Here is a 17,242-nt window from a genome sequence, read left to right as displayed (position 1 = left end):
CGGACGCCCCGGTCAGGCCGGAGGCTCGAGCGGTCCGGCCCCCGGGGAGGCCGGGCCGGCGGCCTTGACGGCGTGCCCGCCGAACTGCTGGCGCAGCGCCGCGACGGCCTTGAGCGCCGGGGACTGCTCCTGGCGGGAGGCGAAGCGCGCGAAGAGCGCGGCCGAGATGACGGGCAGCGGGACGGCGTTGTCGATGGCCTCGTCGACCGTCCAGCGACCCTCGCCGGAGTCGTCGACCCAGTCGTCGATCGCGGCGAGCTGGGGGTCCTCCTCGAGCGCCTTGACGAACAGGTCGAGGAGCCAGGACCGCACGACGGTGCCCCGCGTCCACGCCTTCATGGTGCCGTGCACGTCCTTGACGAGCTCGCTCTTCGCGGCGAGCAGCTCGTAGCCCTCCGCGTACGCCTGCATGAGGCCGTACTCGATGCCGTTGTGGACCATCTTCGCGAAGTGGCCCGCGCCGACCTCGCCCGCGTGGACGAAGCCCTCCTCACGCGGGCCCTCCGGACGCAGGGCGTCGAAGACCGGCATGGCGGCCTCGACGTGCGTGCGGTCGCCGCCGACCATGAGGCCGTAGCCGTTCTCGAGGCCCCAGACCCCGCCGGAGACGCCGACGTCGAGGTAGCCCACGCCCTTCTCGCTCAGCTCGGCGGCGCGCGCCTGGTCCTCGGCGTAGTACGAGTTGCCGCCCTCGATGACGAAGTCGCCCGCGCCGAGCAGACCGCCGAGCTCGGTCACCACGCCTCGGGTCGGCTCGCCCGCGGGCACCATGACCCACACGATGCGCGGGCCGTCGTCCGGCAGGGCCGCGACGAGGTCGGCGAGGGTCGCGACGTCCGAGACCTCGGGCCGCGGGTCGTAGCCCACGACCTCGATGCCGGCGGCACGGATGCGCGCCCGCATGTTGTTGCCCATCTTGCCGAGGCCGACGAGTCCGATGCGCGTGACCATGCGAGTCCTCCGGGTGCGGTGATGCGGTCGAGGCGGTGGTGCGAAAGACGGTCCTCGCGGGTCAGCCCGCGAAGCGGATCGGCACGAGCAGGTAGCGGTAGTGCGACGAGTCCTCGCCGTCCAGGGAGTCCTGACCGGTGAACTCCACGGGCTTGTTCGGGTGCGTGAAGCTCAGGCGCACGAAGTCCGTCCCGAGGGCCCCGAGTCCGTCGAGGAGGAACTGCGGGTTGAAGGCGACCGAGATGTCCTCGCCCACGAGCACGGCCTCCAGCGCCTCGGACGCCTGCGCGTCGTCGCCCTGACCCGCGTCGAGCACGACCTGTCCGTCCGTGAACGACAGCCGGATCGGGGTGTTGCGCTCCGCGACGAGCGACACGCGCTTGGCCGCGTCGATGAGCGGAGCCGTGGGGACGACCGCGTGGATCGGGGTCTCGTCAGGGAACAGCCGGCGCACGGCGGGGTAGTCCCCGTCGACGAGCTGCGACGTGGTGTGGCGGCCGCCCGCCTCGAAGCCGATGAGGTCCACCCCGGCTCCGGTGTTCAGGCCGACGTTCACGAGACCCGAGCTGCCGAGCGACTTGGCGACGTCGTTGAGAGTGCGGGCGCGGACGAGCGCGACCGCCGAGTAGCTGGGGGTGACGGGCGTCCACGTGAGCTCGCGAAGGGCGAGGCGGTAACGGTCCGTGGCCAGGAGCGTGATCTTCTCGCCCTCGATCTCGACGCGGACGCCGGTGAGCAGCGGGAGCGTGTCGTCACGGCTGGCCGCCACCGTGACCTGCGCGACGGCGTTCGTCAGCTCGTCGCCGGACACCGTCCCGGAGAGCTCGGGCATGGCCGGCAGGGCGGGGTACTCGTCCACAGGCATGGTGAGGAGCGTGAAGCGGCTCGCGCCACAGGTCACGGTGACCTTGGTGCCCTCGAGGACGACGTCGACCGGCTTCGCCGGGAGCGCGCGGGAGATCTCGGCGAGCAGGCGGCCGGACACGAGCACCGTGCCGGGCTCGCTCACCTCCGCGGGGATCTCCGAGCGGGCCGAGACCTCGTAGTCGAAGCTCGACAGGCCGATCGTCCCGGACGCGTCGGCCTCGAGCCGCACACCGGCGAGCACCGGAGCAGGCGGGCGGGTCGGCAGGGTCCGCGCCGTCCAGGTCACCGCGTCGGCCAGGACATCACGCTCAACCCGGAACTTCATCCCACACCCTCTCGTCCCAACGTCCTGATCGGACTCGATCTTCACATGTGCCGTCCGGCTGCGCCTCGGCGCACGGCTCGTCGTCGGGCTGAGTGACGTCCTGGCCGTCCGAGCGAGAGCCCGTGGCGGGGGACGCGAGAAGCTCGGGTCGCAGGTCCGCGCACACGTGTCGTGCATGAACCCTACGCGAGGAGCAGGTCGGGAGGAACTGGAACGAGGTGCCTGGGGATGGTCCTGTGCACCGACGTCGCCGTCGCGTCGGCCGGTGCGGCCTGCCCCTTCTGCCGGTACGCCGATGGCTGGTCGGTGGCCGGTGCGGGATCGTGGTCGGAGCAGCTGACTCGGGTCGGCCGTCGGAGCCTGATGAAGGCGTGTGGAATTCCCCCTTGATCAAACCTTCGTCGTCGTCATAGGGGTTGTGGAATCCGTGGAAAACGGGTGTCGGCGCAGGTCAGAGGGTAAAACTGCGTGTGGACGAACCCGTGGCTGCGATGTGGGAAAGTCGCGCGGCCTGTGGGCGACCGATCTGTCCCCACACGTCGTCCACCGGCGGGCACCTCTCTGTCCACACCGTAGGGCTGGTCGTCCACAGTTATCCACAGGCGCGTGCACAGCAGGCTTGGCCGAGTGCCGTCCACAGACTGTGCACGACGGACCGTTTCCACAGCCTTCCCGGGAAAAGCGCTCGAGACTTGGCGGTTTGTGGAGAGCCACCCGGTGCTGTGGTCGATCCCGGCTCCACTGATCACGCGGATGTCACAACCCACAGGTGCCCTGTGGATGACTGTGGACAACTCGACCCACACGCTGTGTACGAAGCGGCTTCTCATGGTCGCCGGGCTGCGGCGGAACGTTCGCGAGGTCTGTATCCACAGGATCATGCACGCCGGTGGGCATCTCTGTGGATCGGTGTGGACGAGGCCGTCGAGGGTCTCGACGGTCCACACGTCGGGCTCACCGGCCGCCGTCGACCTGACCGCGCGGCGCACGGTCGCGCGAGGACGCTGGTGCGACAACGCGCCACGGTCCAGCTCGCGGAGCGGCCCCCTGTGGACCATCGACGGGAATGAGCCGGGCCGCGCGTCGGCGCGACGGGACGCGTCGACTGCGTCGATGTCGGACGCTGCTCGCGCGCGACGGCGAGGGTGCGGTCGTACCGGAACCGAGCAGCCCCCGCTCGGGGCCCGCGGGGCTTCATGGGCGGGAGGCCCAGAGGGTCTGCGGGCATGCCGGGCAAGCGGATCTGCGGGGCGTACCGAGGAGCTGGCGGGGTCGACGGACCGGACCGAGCCTCCCCGGCACGGTCGGCGGTGTGCGTGGGTGGATGGGCCCACGGCGACGCGCCTCAGCCCCGGTGCTGCTGCTTGATCCTGCTCGTCAGCTCGGTGACCTGGTTGTAGGTGGACCGTCGCTCCGCCATCTGCTCCGTGATCTTGCGGTTCGCGTGCATGACCGTCGTGTGGTCGCGCCCGCCGAACTGCTGGCCGATCTTCGGCAGCGAGAGATCGGTCAGCTCGCGGCACAGGTACATCGCGATCTGACGCGCGGTGACGAGGACGCGCGAGCGGGAGCTCCCGCAGAGGTCGTCGATCGTCAGGCCGAAGTACGCGGCCGTCTGCGCGATGATCGCGGCGGGCGTGATCTCCGCGCTGTCCTCGTCCGTGATGAGGTCCTTGAGGACGATCTCGGCGAGCGGGAGGTCGACCTGCTGACGGTTGAGGTTCGCGAAGGCGGTCACCCGGATCAACGCGCCCTCGAGCTCGCGGATGTTCGTCGAGATGCGGGAGCCGATGTAGGAGAGCACGTCGTCCGGGGCTGCGAGCCGCTCGCTCGACGCCTTCTTGCGGAGGATCGCGATGCGCGTCTCGAGGTCCGGCGGCTGGACGTCGGTGATGAGACCCCACTCGAACCGGGAGCGGAGCCGGTCCTCGAACCCGTTGAGCTGCTTGGGCGGCAGGTCGGACGTGATGACGACCTGCTTGTTGGCGTTGTGAAGCGCGTTGAAGGTGTGGAAGAACTCCTCCATCGTCTGTTCCTTGCCCTGGAGGAACTGGATGTCGTCGATGAGGAGGACGTCCACGTCCCGGTAGCGGCGCTGGAACGCGCCTGCCTTGCCCTCACCGATCGAGTTGATGAAGTCGTTGGTGAACTCCTCGGAGTTCACGTAGCGCACCCGGACGTTCGGGTAGAGGTTGTGCGCGTAGTGGCCGATCGCGTGCAAGAGGTGCGTCTTGCCGAGGCCGGAGTCCCCGTAGATGAACAGCGGGTTGTAGGCCTTGGCTGGCGCCTCCGCGACGGCGACCGCCGCGGCGTGCGCGAACCTGTTCGACGACCCGATGACGAACGTCTCGAAGACGTACTTGGGGTTGAGCCGGCTCGGCTCGGCCTGGGGGCGCGGCGGGGGAGGGGGCGGCAGGTCGGGCAGGCCGTCGTCGGGCTCGATGTACGGGCGCTCCACGGCAGGGCGGGAGGCGGGCGCCACGACCGGGTCGGAGCTGAGCTCCGGGTCGACCGTGATGCCGAACCGGACGTCGCGGCCGAGGCACGAGGACATCGCCGTCACGAGCTCGTCGCGTACGCGGGTCTCGAGGTAGGTGCGGGTCTGCTCGTGCGGCACCGCGATGAACACCGTGTCGTCGAGGATCGCGAGCGGCTTGGCGAGCCGGATGAACGCGATCTGCCGCGGTGTGATGTCCGGGCTCGCCTCGAGGATGCTCAGGGTCTGCGCCCAGACGTCGGCGATGTTCTCGTCCGGGTTGGCCACGGGCAGATTCCTCACAGGTCGAGGGCGTGCGCCGACGCGCGGAGCCGACCGTCGAGCGCGCGCTGACGGGCCGGGCGGGGTGCGCCGACGAAGGAGGGTCATGGGTGGGGTGATGCTGAGGTCGATCGTGCCATGGGAACCCCTCGTCCACATAGTTGTCCACAGGCTGTGGGTTGTAAGGTGAGGATGCTCTCAGCCTCGGAGGGCTCCGGTGGGACCGCGATGCCGCGTCGCCCGAGCCGCGGCGCATCTCACGCCTCCTGGTTTGACCCGGAGGGGTCGCGCAGCGTAACGTCAGACAGCCGTTCCAGGTGTTCTTGGCGCGCCCGCGTGGAGGAGACTCGACACGAGGCCTCGCGTCGTGAGCTGCCTGCAAGGATCCGGTGCCCCCAGCAATGGCCCACTCGATCCGCGTGCCTGGACGGCGACCGGGCGGGTGACCGCACGGTGCACGACCTGAACCACCGACAGGCTCCAACCGGGACCTGTCACTGCATCGTCGAGGACATAGACGGTGTACCTCCCCGACGTTCTTGGAGTACCTCGTGAGCAAGCGGACCTTCCAGCCGAACAACCGGCGCCGGGCGAAGACCCACGGCTTCCGGCTGCGCATGCGGACCCGTGCCGGCCGCGCCATCCTGGCTGCCCGCCGTCGCAAGGGCCGCACCGAGCTCTCTGCCTGATCCCAGGTGCTCCCCGCGGCGCACCGACTGCGCCGTTCCGTCGATTTCGAGCGGGCGGTGCGCCGCGGCGTGCGTGCGGGTAGGTCGACCGTGGTCGTGCACCTCTCAGAGGATCTCGAGGGTGATGCGCGACCACAGGTCGGCTTCGTCGTCTCCAAGGCAGTGGGGAACGCGGTGCACCGCAACCTCGTGAAGCGTCGGCTGCGTGCCGCCACCGCGGCGCGCCTCGACATGCTGCCCGAGCACGGACGCGCTGTCGTCCGTGCGCTCCCCGCCTCCTCTGCGGCGACGTTCGACGCCTTGAGCGACGACCTCGTCCGCGGCCTCGATCGCGCGGTACGGCGCCTCCACGAGCGTGCGGACGTGGATCGATGACGACCACCCACCCGGTCGATGCTCACGCCGCGACGTCCCCCGAGGACGCCGCCGACCGCGGAGCTCCCGGAATCGTGCGTCGCGTCGTCGCGGTACTGCGTCGCGTCCCGGCGCTCACCCTCATCGGCATGATCCGGGCCTACCAGTCGGTGATCTCCCCGATGACCGGGCCCACGTGCAAGTACTACCCGTCCTGCTCCCAGTACGCCCTCACGGCGGTGCGTCGCCACGGCGCCCTGCGCGGAACGGGCCTCGCCCTCTGGCGGCTGCTGCGCTGCAACCCCTGGAGCCTCGGTGGGGTCGACGATGTTCCGCCGGCACGACACACGCACTAGTCCGTAGCCCGACATCGGGCGATTCACAAGCTTTGTCTGAAGTTGAGGGAGCAGTCACCGATGGACTTCTTCGCGTTCCTCGCCCCGATCGAGTGGGTCGTGGCGTGGATCATGTACCTGTGTCACCAGGGTCTGGTGTTCCTCGGGTTCTCCGACGGTCCCGGGCCGGCGTGGGTCCTGTCGATCGTCGGGCTCGTGATCATCATCCGCATCCTGCTGATCCCGCTGTTCTTCAAGCAGATCAAGGCATCGCGCGGCATGCAGATGCTCCAGCCCGAGATGCAGGCGATCCAGAAGAAGTACAAGGGCAAGACAGACCCGGCGTCCCGCGAGGCCATGAGCCGCGAGACGATGGACCTGTACCGCAAGCACGGGACGAATCCCTTCGCGTCGTGCATGCCGATCCTCTTGCAGTCGCCGATCTTCTTCGCGCTCTTCCGGGTGCTCAACGGCCTCGTGCCGATCTCCAACGGCACGGATGACCCGATCGGACCGATCAACTCGGCGGTCGCGAGCGACATCGAGAGTTCTTCGGTGTTCGGAGCACAGCTGTCCGACGTGTTTCTGCGCACCGACGATCTCCAGACCAAGATCGTCATCGCCGTGCTCATCGTCGCGATGTGCGCCACCACGTTCTTCACGCAGCGCCAGCTCACGATGAAGAACATGCCGAAGGCCGCCCTCGAGGGGCCGATGGCGTCGACGCAGAAGATGATGCTCTACGTCTTCCCGTTCATCTTTGCCGTCTCCGGTGTCAACTTCCCGGTCGGTGTGCTCGTGTACTGGACGACGACGAACCTCTGGTCCATGGGTCAGCAGTTCTACACGATCCGTCGCATGCCGGCGCCGGGCTCCGAGGCAGAGCGACTCCTCAAGGAGCGCCAGGCGCGCAAGCGCGCGGCGAAGGGCATCGTCGAGGACGCCACGCCGGTGATCGAGCAGCCGCGCGGGCAGCGTCAGCAGCCGAAGCGCAAGGACCGACAGAAGGCTGCGCCCCGTCCGGTCGGGACGAACCCGCCGAGCGTCGAGGACGCTCCCGTCGAGGATGCCCCCGAGGCGACGGACGGATCTGAGAAGAACGACGGCGCGAAGGGCTCTCCGGCCTCCGGGGCGTCCAAGCCTGCGCCCAAGAAGAAGAAGCAGAAGTAGAACCGCGCGCGTGCGCGCCCCCGCCGTGAGGAGCACCGTCATGACGCCTACCGAGACCCCAGCGCCTGAAGACGCTGTCACCGACGAGTCGACGCGCGAGACCACCAGCCTGGAGGAGGAAGGTGAGATTGCAGCGGACTACCTCGAGGAGCTGCTCGACATCGCCGACCTCGACGGTGACATCGACATCGACGTCGAGCATGACCGCGCAGCCGTCGAGATCGTCGCCGATGATCCCACCGCGCTGCGTTCGCTCGTCGGTGATGGCGGCGAGGTCCTCGACGCGCTTCAGGAGCTCACCCGTCTCGCCGTCCAGGCGCGGACCGGGGAGCGGAGCCGACTGATGCTGGACGTCGCCGGCTTCCGCGCCGCGCGACGTCGTGAGCTCACGGCGCAGGCCGAGGAGGCGATCGGTCGCGTTCAGTCCGGTGGGGCGAAGGTCTCGCTGGCACCGCTGAACGCCTTCGAGCGCAAGGTGATCCATGACGCGGTGGCCGCCGCCGGCCTTCGCAGCGACTCCGAGGGCGTCGAGCCTCAGCGCTACGTGGTGATCTATCCCGCTGACTGACGCTGTTCGATGTGAGACCCCGTCCGCCCTCCGTTTCACGTGAAACGGGGGGCGGACTTCGTTTGTCGTAGCGAGCGCACCTTTTCGATGTCACGGCGGGGCGACCGGGCGGGATCCAGCCTGACCCCGCGTCGCCGTGCTCCCGACGAGTGTCCTTCGGTCCGATCGAGTCTGTTCAGAGCGGCGGGGGATCGCTCGTGCGGTTGGGCGTGTGCCCGTGAGCCCAACGGAACGAACGGATCACCTCGTGATCGGGTGCGCCGGCGGATGATCGGGCACGCCGTCGGGCGTTTCACGTGAAACGATGTGGGGTGCCCATGGACAAGAAAGCAGAGGTGCCGATGCGCGACCTGGTGGACGGCAACGCGGAGCCGGAGTTCTCGCGGGAGGCGCTGACCGAGTTCTTCGGTGCGGCGTACCCGACCATCGAACGGTTTGCGGACCGCCTGCGCGGGGAGGGTGAGCTGCGCGGGCTGATCGGCCCCCGCGAGGTTCCTCGCATCTGGGACCGGCACATCCTCAACTCTGCTGCGGTCGTCCCCTTCCTGCCAGAGACCGGGCTCATCGCAGACATCGGGTCCGGGGCAGGGCTTCCGGGGGTCGTGATCGCTGCGATGCGTCCGGGTGCCTCCGTCTACCTGGTCGAGCCGATGGAGCGTCGCTGTGCCTGGTTGACGGAGATCGCCACGGACCTGAACCTCTCAAACATCGAGGTGAAGCGGGGGCGTGCGGAGGAGTACCACGGTGCCTTCGAGTGCGACGCGGTGACCTCTCGGGCAGTGGCCGCCCTGGACAAGTTGGTCAGGCTCTCGCTGCCGCTCGTCAGACCGGGCGGCGAGATGATAGTCCTGAAGGGACGCAACGTGGCGCGCGAGGTCGAGCCTGCCCGCAAGGTGTTGCGACGGCTCAAGGGGGGCGAACCCCAGATCGTGGACGCGCCGACGATCCCCGGTGTGGAGAGCACCACGGTCGTGCGCATCGTGCGGCAGACTGGGGCACGCTGAACCCGACCCTCGACATCGGCACCGCAGCGTGACGACGACACAGGGGAGACGAGTGCCTGACATCCACAGATGAGTGGGCTGGACGGCGCATGCTGGGACGCGACGACGGAGAGGATGAGACGCGTGACGGAAAGCCCTGTCGACCCTGGAGAACTTCAGGATCGGTCGACGTCTCTCCCGCAGGACGGGGGAGGGGCGCGGAGTTCCGGGAGCGAGGACGACCGGAGAGCAGCGCTGATGGCGAGCCTGCCGGTCACGGACGAGTCGACACCGCTCGCGGCCCAGCTTGCCGAAGACGCAAGGCGCCGCATCGACCTCCAAGGACGCCGCTTCCCGCGTCCTGCGTCGACGCGCATCATCACGGTGGCGAACCAGAAGGGCGGCGTGGGGAAGACCACGACGACGGTGAACCTCGCTGCTGGCCTCGCGCTGGCGGGGCTCAATGTGCTTGTCATCGACAACGACCCCCAGGGCAACGCGTCGACGGCGCTCGGGGTCGAGCACCGCGCGGGAACGCCGTCGGTCTACGAGGTCCTGGTCGACGGCGATCCGCTCGCCAGCGCCGTCCAGCAGTGCCCCGACATTCCGACGCTCTGGTGCGTGCCGGCGACGATCGACCTCTCGGGCGCCGAGATCGAGCTCGTCTCCCTCGTTTCACGTGAAACACGGCTCCGCCGCGCGCTGGACGACTACCTGGCAGGGCGCGAGCGCGAGGGTCTGGCCCCCATCGACTATGTGTTGGTCGACTGCCCGCCCAGCCTGGGCCTTCTCACCGTGAATGCGTTCGTCGTCGGTCGGGAGGTGCTCATCCCGATCCAGTGCGAGTACTACGCCCTCGAGGGACTGAGCCAGCTTCTGAAGACGATCGAGCTCATCAAGTCGCACCTCAACCCCGGCCTGCACGTCTCGACGATCTTGCTGACGATGTACGACGGGCGAACCAATCTTGCGCAGCAGGTGGCGGCAGAGGTACGCGAGCACTTCCCTGACCAGACGTTGCGGACGACCGTGCCGCGCTCCGTGCGCATCTCCGAGGCACCGAGCCACGGGCAGACCGTCATGACCTACGATCCAGGCTCGACGGGTGCGCTCGCGTACCTGGAGGCCGCACGTGAGCTGACGCAACGCGGTGAGAATCGGGCTGGCGATCACGACCTCGGTGCCCTCCCCGGGCAGGATCTGAAGCGCGAGAACGGTGACGTTTCGGAGGTTGCCCCCGTGCCTGAGGTGGTCCGAACTGAACATGAGTTTGCCGGCACCATCGGTGGTCCCGGCCTGCGGCAGGAGGAACTGCGATGAGCGAGAAGCGCCGAGGGCTCGGCCGGGGGCTCGGGGCTCTCATCCCGACGAGCTCGGAGGGAAAGCGACCAGTTGACGTCTTCTTCCCGAGCCCGACGCCTGAGCCAGCGCACGACGACGCTCCGTCCGAGGGCGTTCCCGCAGGCGACGGAGAGGTAGAGGGTTCGGTGGCGAGCGGGACCCAGGGCACTCCTGTCGTCACCCTCGTTGCGGAGTCCGGTTCCGGTCCGGCGGACGTGGACGCCCTGACGTCGCTCTCGCCCCATGACCTCGCCGAGCTGGATGCTGTCAGCGCGGGTGATCGCGGTGCGCTCGGAGGGAGTGACCACGAGCACGCGCAGAGTGCTGAGCAGGACCGCGCGGAGGTCAGCGAGCAGCGCGTCGAGGGCGCGAAGCCGATTCGCAGCGATGCCGCGACCGCTGTTTCACGTGAAACGGCCCCCGCCACGACGGATCGCGGGGACTCGGCGGGGAACGGGATCGCGGGGTCGGCCGGGGAGAACCCCGGCGAGCCCCCCTCGAGCACCGACACGTGGACGGGGAGCGCGGCTGACGACCTCGTGCCGGTTCCCGGTGCACGCTTCGCCGAGGTACCCACGGCGTCGATCCGCCCGAATCCACGCCAACCGCGTACCGTCTTCGACGAGGGCGACCTCGACGAGCTCGTGGGCTCGATCCGCGAGATCGGCGTTCTTCAGCCGATCGTGGTTCGTCCCGTCCCCGGGGACGACGGTTCGTTCGAGCTGATCATGGGGGAGCGCCGGTGGCGCGCGACGCAGGCTGCTGGCCTCGACGTCATTCCTGCGATCATCCGCGACACGGATGACGCCGACCTGCTGCGCGACGCACTGCTCGAGAACCTGCACCGCAGCGCCCTCAATCCCCTGGAGGAGGCGGCGGCGTACCGCCAGCTGCTCGACGACTTCGGATGCACTCACGAGGAGCTCGCGGAGCGTATCTCGCGCAGTCGACCGCAGATCTCGAACACGCTGAGGCTCTTGCGCCTCCCTCCACTGGTGCAGCGGAGGGTCGCGGCGGGAGTCCTCTCCGCCGGTCACGCTCGCGCACTCCTGGGCCTCACCGATGGCGCGGAGATCGAGCGCCTCGCCCAGAGGATCGTGGCTGAGGGTCTCTCGGTTCGTGCGACCGAAGAGATCGTCGCGATGGGCGGACTGGACGGTGATCGACGTGCGCCGCGCGCGCCACGAGCGGGTCAGCGATCCGCCGCGATCGACGAGCTCGCTCACCGTCTCTCCGACCGCTTCGAGACGCGCGTCAAGGTCGACCTCGGCAAGAACAAGGGGCGCTTGACCGTCGAGTTCGCTTCCGTCGAGGACCTGAACAGGATCCTCGACGTGATGGCACCCGACGACCCGGGCCTCCTGCGCAAGTAGCGATACCCGGCGGGCGCCACGCAACGCGTGACGGCAGTTTCCCTTCCGATGCCGGGGCCGGCGTGAGGTGCATGTGTGCACCCACGCCAGTCCCGGCTCGTTGTTTCCGCCGACGTCGTCCGAAGGAGATCGTCGGCACCCCCTTCCCTTCAGTGCGCATCGGTGTCGCCGGTGAAGTCGTCCAGAGCGCGCGGTGACCGCCGCGGGAGCCGCCAGCTCGGTACGACGGTTCTTCTCCCGCTATCTGGGCATTCCACCCCTGCACCAGGAATCGATTGTCATGCCGCCCGCTTGCCGCCTTGTCGATGCCTGCGTACCGGTCACATCCGGGTGCCTCCTCACCTTCCCGCGACTCAGTCCGCGGGAAGGTGGTGCGAGTCGGTCTCCGGTGACGCTCACGTGCACGTCGCCGGGGACGTTTCACGTGAAACGCCGGCCCCAGCTTCCGTCGGCGCGCTTGCGATGGCGACAGTGCCTCGGGTGGGAATGGCGTGGTGGAGCCATCGCGAGCAGCGGACGGAGGACTCGAGGCCGGAGTATTTGGAACGAGAGTGCGGAGCGAAGCGTTGCTCGCGGCAGGTCCCCGATCCGGCGGCACTCGGATGCGCAACCCGGTGGGTGGGTGATTCCACGCGAGGGCTTGACGTGGCTCCGTCCATCGCCCGGCGGTGTCGATGCACTGAGACATGGTGGCCCATGTCGACGTCCTGGACCTCGTGCCGACTGGCGCTGTATCAGCACGGGGGAGTGTCCAGGCAGGACGGCCCTACCTCTGGAGGCCGTTGCCCCTCCGCTGTTTCACGTGGAACAACGTGCCAGCGGTGCCGCACGCGAAGAAGTGCGCGGTTCCACGTGAAACAGGCCCATCACGACGACGGTGTGCCTACTGCCCCGCCCTGCCTACCGATCACTGCCCGCTTGCTCGTGGGCCGAGGACGGCGCTTTCCCGTGGCGTAGGGGGCTTTCGGGCGCTCCCAGCGACCCTGGCCGCCTTCGGGGGCCCACGCGCGCATGCCGGTGCCCGCCTCGTTCAACGCTCAGGACAGCTCCGACGAAGGGAGTCGTTCGGTCACACAACATCTCGTGAGATTCCGGTCCGTCAGGCTCGCAGGTGACGGCAACCGACACCCTCCGGCCCGAAGCATGGTCCGACCTAGCGCCCGTGGCCGCGTTCGTGGGAAAGGCTCACGTCCGGGATCCGTGACGAGGGGCAGGCGGAAGCCGGGTTCTCCGCCATACCATGCAAGAGGGTGTAGTCCGCGCTCAGACCAGAACCGAGAGACCGTCCGCTGGCACGACCGGCAAGGAGGCCATTGGCGCACGACCGGGCGCACGACCGGGTGCGAGATCAGGCACGCGTGAACCAGCACGCCTGATCCAGCACGCCTGATCCAGCACGCGAGACGATGACAGAGTCCCGCGCGCCGACGGCGACCGCCAGCTACCACGAGGGAGCGAGGAGGGTCGACGGTCGAGCCATCATCAGCGCGACGTTCCACGTGAAACAGCGACCGTCGATGCGTCGGTCGGACCGCCGTCCTCAGTGCCGCACGTGAGCGTTGACGAGCGACCGGTAGAGGTGACCGAGGTCGAGCCCGGCGGCACGGGCGGCCTGGGGGAGGAGCGACGTCTCGGTCATGCCCGGTGCGACGTTGACCTCGAGGAACTGCACGACACCGTCCTGGTCGAGGATCACGTCGGTCCGTGACAGGTCGCGCAGGCCGAGCGCGACGTGCGCCCGGATGGCTACCTCGCGGACGATCCCGAGCACGTCGTCGTCCAGGCGGGCGGGGGCGAAGTACTCGGTGCGTCCAGGGTTGTACCGCGCGTCGAAGTCGTACGGTCCCGCCGTGACGATCTCGACGGGCGGCAGGGCCTCAGGGCCGTGACCGAGGTCGACGACGGTGACCGCGAGCTCCACGCCGCGCACGGCGCGCTCGATCAGGGCGACGTCGCCATAGGCGAAGCAGTCGACCATGGCGCGGGGGAGCTGGTCGGCCCGCTCCACGAGGGTCACGCCGAGCGCCGAGCCACCGTGGGTCGGCTTGACGACGAGAGGAAGTCCGAGACGCGCGACGACGGCGTCCAGGACAGGCTGCGCACCGAGCTCCCGGAACAGGCTCTGTGGGAGCGTCACGTACTCGGGTGAGCACAGGCCTGCAGCGAGCACGACGCTCTTGGCGACAGGCTTGCTCCAGGCTGCACGACTCTCCCGCGGCCCGGTCCCGACGTAGGGAACCCCGACGAGCTCGAGCACGTCGCGGATCGAGCCGTCCTCGCCGCTCGCGCCGTGCAGGAGCGGCCACACGACGTCGGGGCGGGTCGCGGCGAGGAACGGGAGGAGGTCGGCGTCGACGTCGTGGACCGTCACCTCGAGACCGGCGGCGCGCAGGGCCTCGGCGACGCGACGCCCCGACCGCAGGGAGACGTCGCGCTCGTGGGAGAGCCCGCCGGCGAGGATGGCGACATGTCCGCCCGGGGGGACGTCGTCGTCAGGCCGGAGAAGGTGAAGGTACTGGTCAGGGCGCTGCGCGTCGGACTGGGCTGCGGTGGCAGCCTCGCCCGTGGCCGCCGAGGTACCCGTGGTCGTGTCCACTGTTGACGGACTCCTGTTCGGTGCCGGCGTCGGACCGTGGGGGCCGCCGCGGCGTCGTGGTGAGGTGCTTCAGGCCAGGTTGGGCGAGGGGTTCTCGACGTCCGTGACGTCAGGGTCGAGCTCGGCGTTGGTCCCGAAGATCTCGACGAGCTCCTGCTCGGCGTTGACGACCCCGGCGAGGCGTCGGACTCCCTCGCGGATCCGCTCGGGGGTCGGGAAGCAGTAGGAGAGGCGCACGTGGCTCGAGCCCGTGCCGTCCGCGTAGAAGGCGGTGCCCGGTACGTAGGCGACGCGCGCCGTGACGGCGCGCGGGAGCATGGACCGTGCGTCGAGGCCCTCCGGGAGCTGGACCCAGGTGTAGAAGCCGCCGTCGGGCACGGTCCAGCGAGCCGAGGGGAGGTGCTCGGAGAGCGCGCCGATCATGGCGTCCCGGCGCTCCCGGTAGAGCTCGCGGAACTGCTTGATCTGACCCTTCCAGTCGCACGTGTCGAGGTACGCGGCGATGGCGAGCTGCGAGGCGTTCGAGGGGCAGAGGATCGCAGACTCGCTCGCGAGGACGAGCTTCTCGCGGACGGCGTGGGGCGCGACGACCCAGCCCACGCGATATCCCGGCGCGAAGGTCTTGGAGAAGGACCCGAGGTACAGGACGCCGTCCTCGTCGAGCGAGCGGAGGGCGGGGAGCGTCTGCCCGTCGAAGCCGAGGAGGCCGTAGGGGTTGTCCTCGATGACCAGGACGCCGTAGCGCTGCGCGATCTCCAGGATGCGCGGGCGACGCTCCGCGGTGAGGGTCACCCCGGCCGGGTTGTGGAAGTTCGGCACGGTGTAGAGCAGCTTGACGCGGCGACCGTCCGCCGCGAGCCGGGCGAGCGTCTCCTCGAGGGCCTCGGGCACGAGACCGTGCTCGTCGAGGGGCACGTGCACGACGTCCGCCTGGTACGAGCGGAACACGCCGAGCGCCCCGACGTAGCTCGGCGCCTCGGCGACGACGACGTCGCCGGGGTCGACGAAGATCCTCGTCACGAGGTCGAGCGCCTGCTGCGACCCCGTCGTGACGACGACGTCGTCGGGGTGGCACTCGATCCCCTCGAGCCGCACGACCTCGAGGATCCGCTCGCGCAGGGACTCGTCGCCCTGGCCGGAGCCGTACTGGAGCGCCGTGGCACCACGCGTCGCGACGAGGCGCTGCATCGTGTCGGCGATCTGGTCGAGGGGGAGTCCTTCGAGGTACGGCATGCCGCCCGCGAGCGACACGACCTCGGGTCGGTTCGCCACCGCGAACAGCGCCCGGATCTCCGACGCTCGCATCCCGTGCGCTCGCTCTGCGTAGGCACCGAACCACGGGTCGAGGCGGGTGCCGCTGGGAGCGGGCTGCTGCGGGGGAGTCGTCGGTCCAGTCACGACGCCCAGTCTCGCACGGGGCATCGGGGGATCCCGTGAAGACGCCGGAGGGCGGACCGCGGTGCTCGCGGTCCGCCCTCCGGCGGCATGGTGGTCGTGAAGATCAGACGGCAGTGGCGAGCACGGCGTCGATCTCCTCGGTGAGCGCCCGCTTGGGACGCGCCCCGATGATCGACTTCTGGAGCTCGCCGCCCACGTAGACGTTCAGCGTGGGGATCGAGACGATCCCGTAGGCACCGGTCGTCTCGGGGTTCGCGTCGGTGTCGAGCTTGGCGATCTTGATCTTGCCGTCGTACTCCTCGGCCAGCTCCTCGAGGATCGGCGCGACCTGGCGGCACGGGCCGCACCACGTCGCCCAGAAGTCGACGAGGACGGGGACCTCGGACTCGAGGACCTCGGCCCGGAAGGTGTCGTCGGTGACCGGAACGGTCGGCATGGTTGACCTCCTGCGGTAGGACTCGGTGGGAGTGAGGGACGCTGGTTCAGGCCTGGAGCTCGGCGAGCGCCTCGGGCAGCTCGTCCGGGTTCGGCGTGGTCGGCGTACCGGCGAGGTCCGCCAGGCCGGCGGCGTCGGCGAGCTCGGTGAGGTAGCGCTGCGCATCGAGTGCGGCGGCGCACCCCGAGCCTGCCGCGGTGATGGCCTGGCGGTAGGTGTGGTCGACGGCGTCGCCGCACGCGAACACGCCCTCGAGGTTGGTCGCGGTGGTGCGCCCGACGACCTGGATGTAGCCCTCGTCGTCCAGGTCGATCTGCCCCTTGACGAGCTCGGTGCGGGGCTCGTGACCGATCGCGACGAACAGGCCGGTCGCGGGCAGCTCGCGCTCCTCGCCGGTCACGGTGTCGCGCAGCGTCACGCCCTCGACCTTGTTCTCGCCGTCGATGCCGGCGACCTCGCTGTTCCAGGCGAACTCGATCTTGGGGTCGTTGAGCGCGCGGTCGGCCATGATCTTCGACGCGCGCAGCTCGTCGCGGCGGTGGACGAGGGTGACCTTCTCGGCGAACCGGGTGAGGAACGTGGCCTCCTCCATCGCGGAGTCCCCGCCGCCGACGACGGCGATGTGCTGGTCGCGGAAGAAGAACCCGTCGCACGTCGCGCACCAGGACACCCCGCGCCCGGACAGGCGCTTCTCGTCGTCCAGTCCGAGCTCACGGTAGGCGGACCCGGTCGCGAGGATGACCGCGCGGGCGCGGTAGGTCTCACCGTTGCCCGTCACGACGGTCTTGACCGGCCCCTCGAGGTCGAGCAGCGTGGCGTCGTCCCACTCGATGCGGGCGCCGAACCGCTCGGCCTGCTTGCGCATGTTCTCCATGAGGTCCGGGCCCATGATCCCGTCGGGGAAGCCGGGGAAGTTCTCGACGTCCGTCGTGTTCATCAGCGCACCACCGGCGGTCACGGAGCCTGCGAGCACGAGCGGGGCCAGCCCCGCGCGCGCCGCGTAGATCGCCGCGGTGTACCCCGCGGGACCGGACCCGACGACGATCAGGTTCTGGACGGCAGACTGCTCGGTCACGTGCTCTCCTCGATGCTCGGTGC

The 17,242-nt window shown here is 69.4% G+C and carries 15 protein-coding genes; 8 read left to right on the top strand and 7 right to left on the bottom strand.

The genetic code is table 11. The features are described 5' to 3' along the window. Positions 1-12: 12 nt before the first annotated feature. From gnd to dnaA, 3 genes are all read right to left on the bottom strand, one after another. On the bottom strand, positions 13-951 hold the full coding sequence (gnd, locus tag AC6CH9_RS10800; RefSeq protein ID WP_498154878.1) for a phosphogluconate dehydrogenase (NAD(+)-dependent, decarboxylating): 939 nt from the start codon (positions 949-951) through the stop codon (positions 13-15). Between the two features lie 61 nt (positions 952-1,012). Continuing rightward, entirely contained in the window at positions 1,013-2,143 is a 1,131-nt protein-coding gene (gene dnaN / locus AC6CH9_RS10795; protein ID WP_378230279.1) for a DNA polymerase III subunit beta, read from the bottom strand. Positions 2,144-3,488: 1,345 nt separating this feature from the next. After that, entirely contained in the window at positions 3,489-4,907 is a 1,419-nt protein-coding gene (dnaA, locus tag AC6CH9_RS10790) for a chromosomal replication initiator protein DnaA (protein WP_053370370.1), read from the bottom strand. Positions 4,908-5,452: 545 nt separating this feature from the next. Here dnaA and rpmH point away from each other — a divergent pair. The 8 genes from rpmH to AC6CH9_RS10750 all read left to right on the top strand — a co-directional run bounded on the left by rpmH (position 5,453) and on the right by AC6CH9_RS10750 (position 11,714). Further along, complete coding sequence (rpmH, locus tag AC6CH9_RS10785; RefSeq protein ID WP_034225701.1) at positions 5,453-5,590, top strand: 50S ribosomal protein L34; 138 nt, start codon at positions 5,453-5,455, stop codon at positions 5,588-5,590. Between the two features lie 6 nt (positions 5,591-5,596). Beyond that, on the top strand, positions 5,597-5,965 hold the full coding sequence (rnpA, locus tag AC6CH9_RS10780; RefSeq protein ID WP_498154877.1) for a ribonuclease P protein component: 369 nt from the start codon (positions 5,597-5,599) through the stop codon (positions 5,963-5,965). Further along, positions 5,962-6,300, top strand: coding sequence for a membrane protein insertion efficiency factor YidD (yidD, locus tag AC6CH9_RS10775; RefSeq protein ID WP_498154876.1), 339 nt, complete (start codon positions 5,962-5,964; stop codon positions 6,298-6,300). The genes rnpA and yidD overlap by 4 nt, the downstream gene beginning before the upstream one ends. 60 nt (positions 6,301-6,360) lie before the next feature. Beyond that, complete coding sequence (gene yidC, locus AC6CH9_RS10770) at positions 6,361-7,449, top strand: membrane protein insertase YidC (RefSeq protein ID WP_498154875.1); 1,089 nt, start codon at positions 6,361-6,363, stop codon at positions 7,447-7,449. A gap of 40 nt (positions 7,450-7,489) precedes the next feature. Further along, on the top strand, positions 7,490-8,017 hold the full coding sequence (locus AC6CH9_RS10765; protein ID WP_498154874.1) for a Jag family protein: 528 nt from the start codon (positions 7,490-7,492) through the stop codon (positions 8,015-8,017). A 317-nt stretch (positions 8,018-8,334) separates the two neighbouring features. Then, positions 8,335-9,021, top strand: a complete 687-nt coding sequence (gene rsmG / locus AC6CH9_RS10760; RefSeq protein WP_498154873.1) for a 16S rRNA (guanine(527)-N(7))-methyltransferase RsmG — start codon at positions 8,335-8,337, stop codon at positions 9,019-9,021. 237 nt (positions 9,022-9,258) lie between these two features. Beyond that, positions 9,259-10,320, top strand: a complete 1,062-nt coding sequence (locus tag AC6CH9_RS10755; RefSeq protein WP_498154872.1) for a ParA family protein — start codon at positions 9,259-9,261, stop codon at positions 10,318-10,320. Then, the gene (locus AC6CH9_RS10750; protein ID WP_498154871.1) at positions 10,317-11,714 is read left to right on the top strand and encodes a ParB/RepB/Spo0J family partition protein; all 1,398 of its coding nucleotides are present in this window, start codon (positions 10,317-10,319) and stop codon (positions 11,712-11,714) included. Before AC6CH9_RS10755 ends, AC6CH9_RS10750 begins: the two co-directional genes overlap by 4 nt. A gap of 1,540 nt (positions 11,715-13,254) precedes the next feature. Here AC6CH9_RS10750 and AC6CH9_RS10745 read toward each other — a convergent pair. The 4 genes from AC6CH9_RS10745 to trxB form a co-directional block, all read right to left on the bottom strand. Beyond that, positions 13,255-14,175, bottom strand: a complete 921-nt coding sequence (locus AC6CH9_RS10745; RefSeq protein ID WP_498154949.1) for a D-alanine--D-alanine ligase family protein — start codon at positions 14,173-14,175, stop codon at positions 13,255-13,257. A 204-nt stretch (positions 14,176-14,379) separates the two neighbouring features. Then, the gene (locus tag AC6CH9_RS10740; protein ID WP_498154870.1) at positions 14,380-15,732 is read right to left on the bottom strand and encodes an aminotransferase-like domain-containing protein; all 1,353 of its coding nucleotides are present in this window, start codon (positions 15,730-15,732) and stop codon (positions 14,380-14,382) included. Between the two features lie 79 nt (positions 15,733-15,811). Further along, on the bottom strand, positions 15,812-16,144 hold the full coding sequence (gene trxA, locus AC6CH9_RS10735; protein WP_087470418.1) for a thioredoxin: 333 nt from the start codon (positions 16,142-16,144) through the stop codon (positions 15,812-15,814). Between the two features lie 46 nt (positions 16,145-16,190). Continuing rightward, the gene (trxB, locus tag AC6CH9_RS10730; RefSeq protein ID WP_498154869.1) at positions 16,191-17,219 is read right to left on the bottom strand and encodes a thioredoxin-disulfide reductase; all 1,029 of its coding nucleotides are present in this window, start codon (positions 17,217-17,219) and stop codon (positions 16,191-16,193) included. Between the last annotated feature and the right edge of the window lie 23 nt (positions 17,220-17,242).

The sequence above is a fragment of the Cellulosimicrobium sp. GQ32 genome (assembly GCF_059758455.1).
This window is presented reverse-complemented; position numbering and strand designations above follow the sequence as displayed.

Coding starts and splice junctions, on each gene's coding strand:
- yidC (WP_498154875.1), top strand. CDS start 6,361: ATGGACTTCTTCGCGTTCCTCGCCCCGATCGAGTGGGTCGTGGCGTGG.
- trxA (WP_087470418.1), bottom strand. CDS start 16,144: ATGCCGACCGTTCCGGTCACCGACGACACCTTCCGGGCCGAGGTCCTC.
- AC6CH9_RS10750 (WP_498154871.1), top strand. CDS start 10,317: ATGAGCGAGAAGCGCCGAGGGCTCGGCCGGGGGCTCGGGGCTCTCATC.
- AC6CH9_RS10740 (WP_498154870.1), bottom strand. CDS start 15,732: ATGCCCCGTGCGAGACTGGGCGTCGTGACTGGACCGACGACTCCCCCG.
- dnaN (WP_378230279.1), bottom strand. CDS start 2,143: ATGAAGTTCCGGGTTGAGCGTGATGTCCTGGCCGACGCGGTGACCTGG.
- yidD (WP_498154876.1), top strand. CDS start 5,962: ATGACGACCACCCACCCGGTCGATGCTCACGCCGCGACGTCCCCCGAG.
- AC6CH9_RS10765 (WP_498154874.1), top strand. CDS start 7,490: ATGACGCCTACCGAGACCCCAGCGCCTGAAGACGCTGTCACCGACGAG.
- AC6CH9_RS10755 (WP_498154872.1), top strand. CDS start 9,259: ATGGCGAGCCTGCCGGTCACGGACGAGTCGACACCGCTCGCGGCCCAG.
- rsmG (WP_498154873.1), top strand. CDS start 8,335: ATGGACAAGAAAGCAGAGGTGCCGATGCGCGACCTGGTGGACGGCAAC.
- gnd (WP_498154878.1), bottom strand. CDS start 951: ATGGTCACGCGCATCGGACTCGTCGGCCTCGGCAAGATGGGCAACAAC.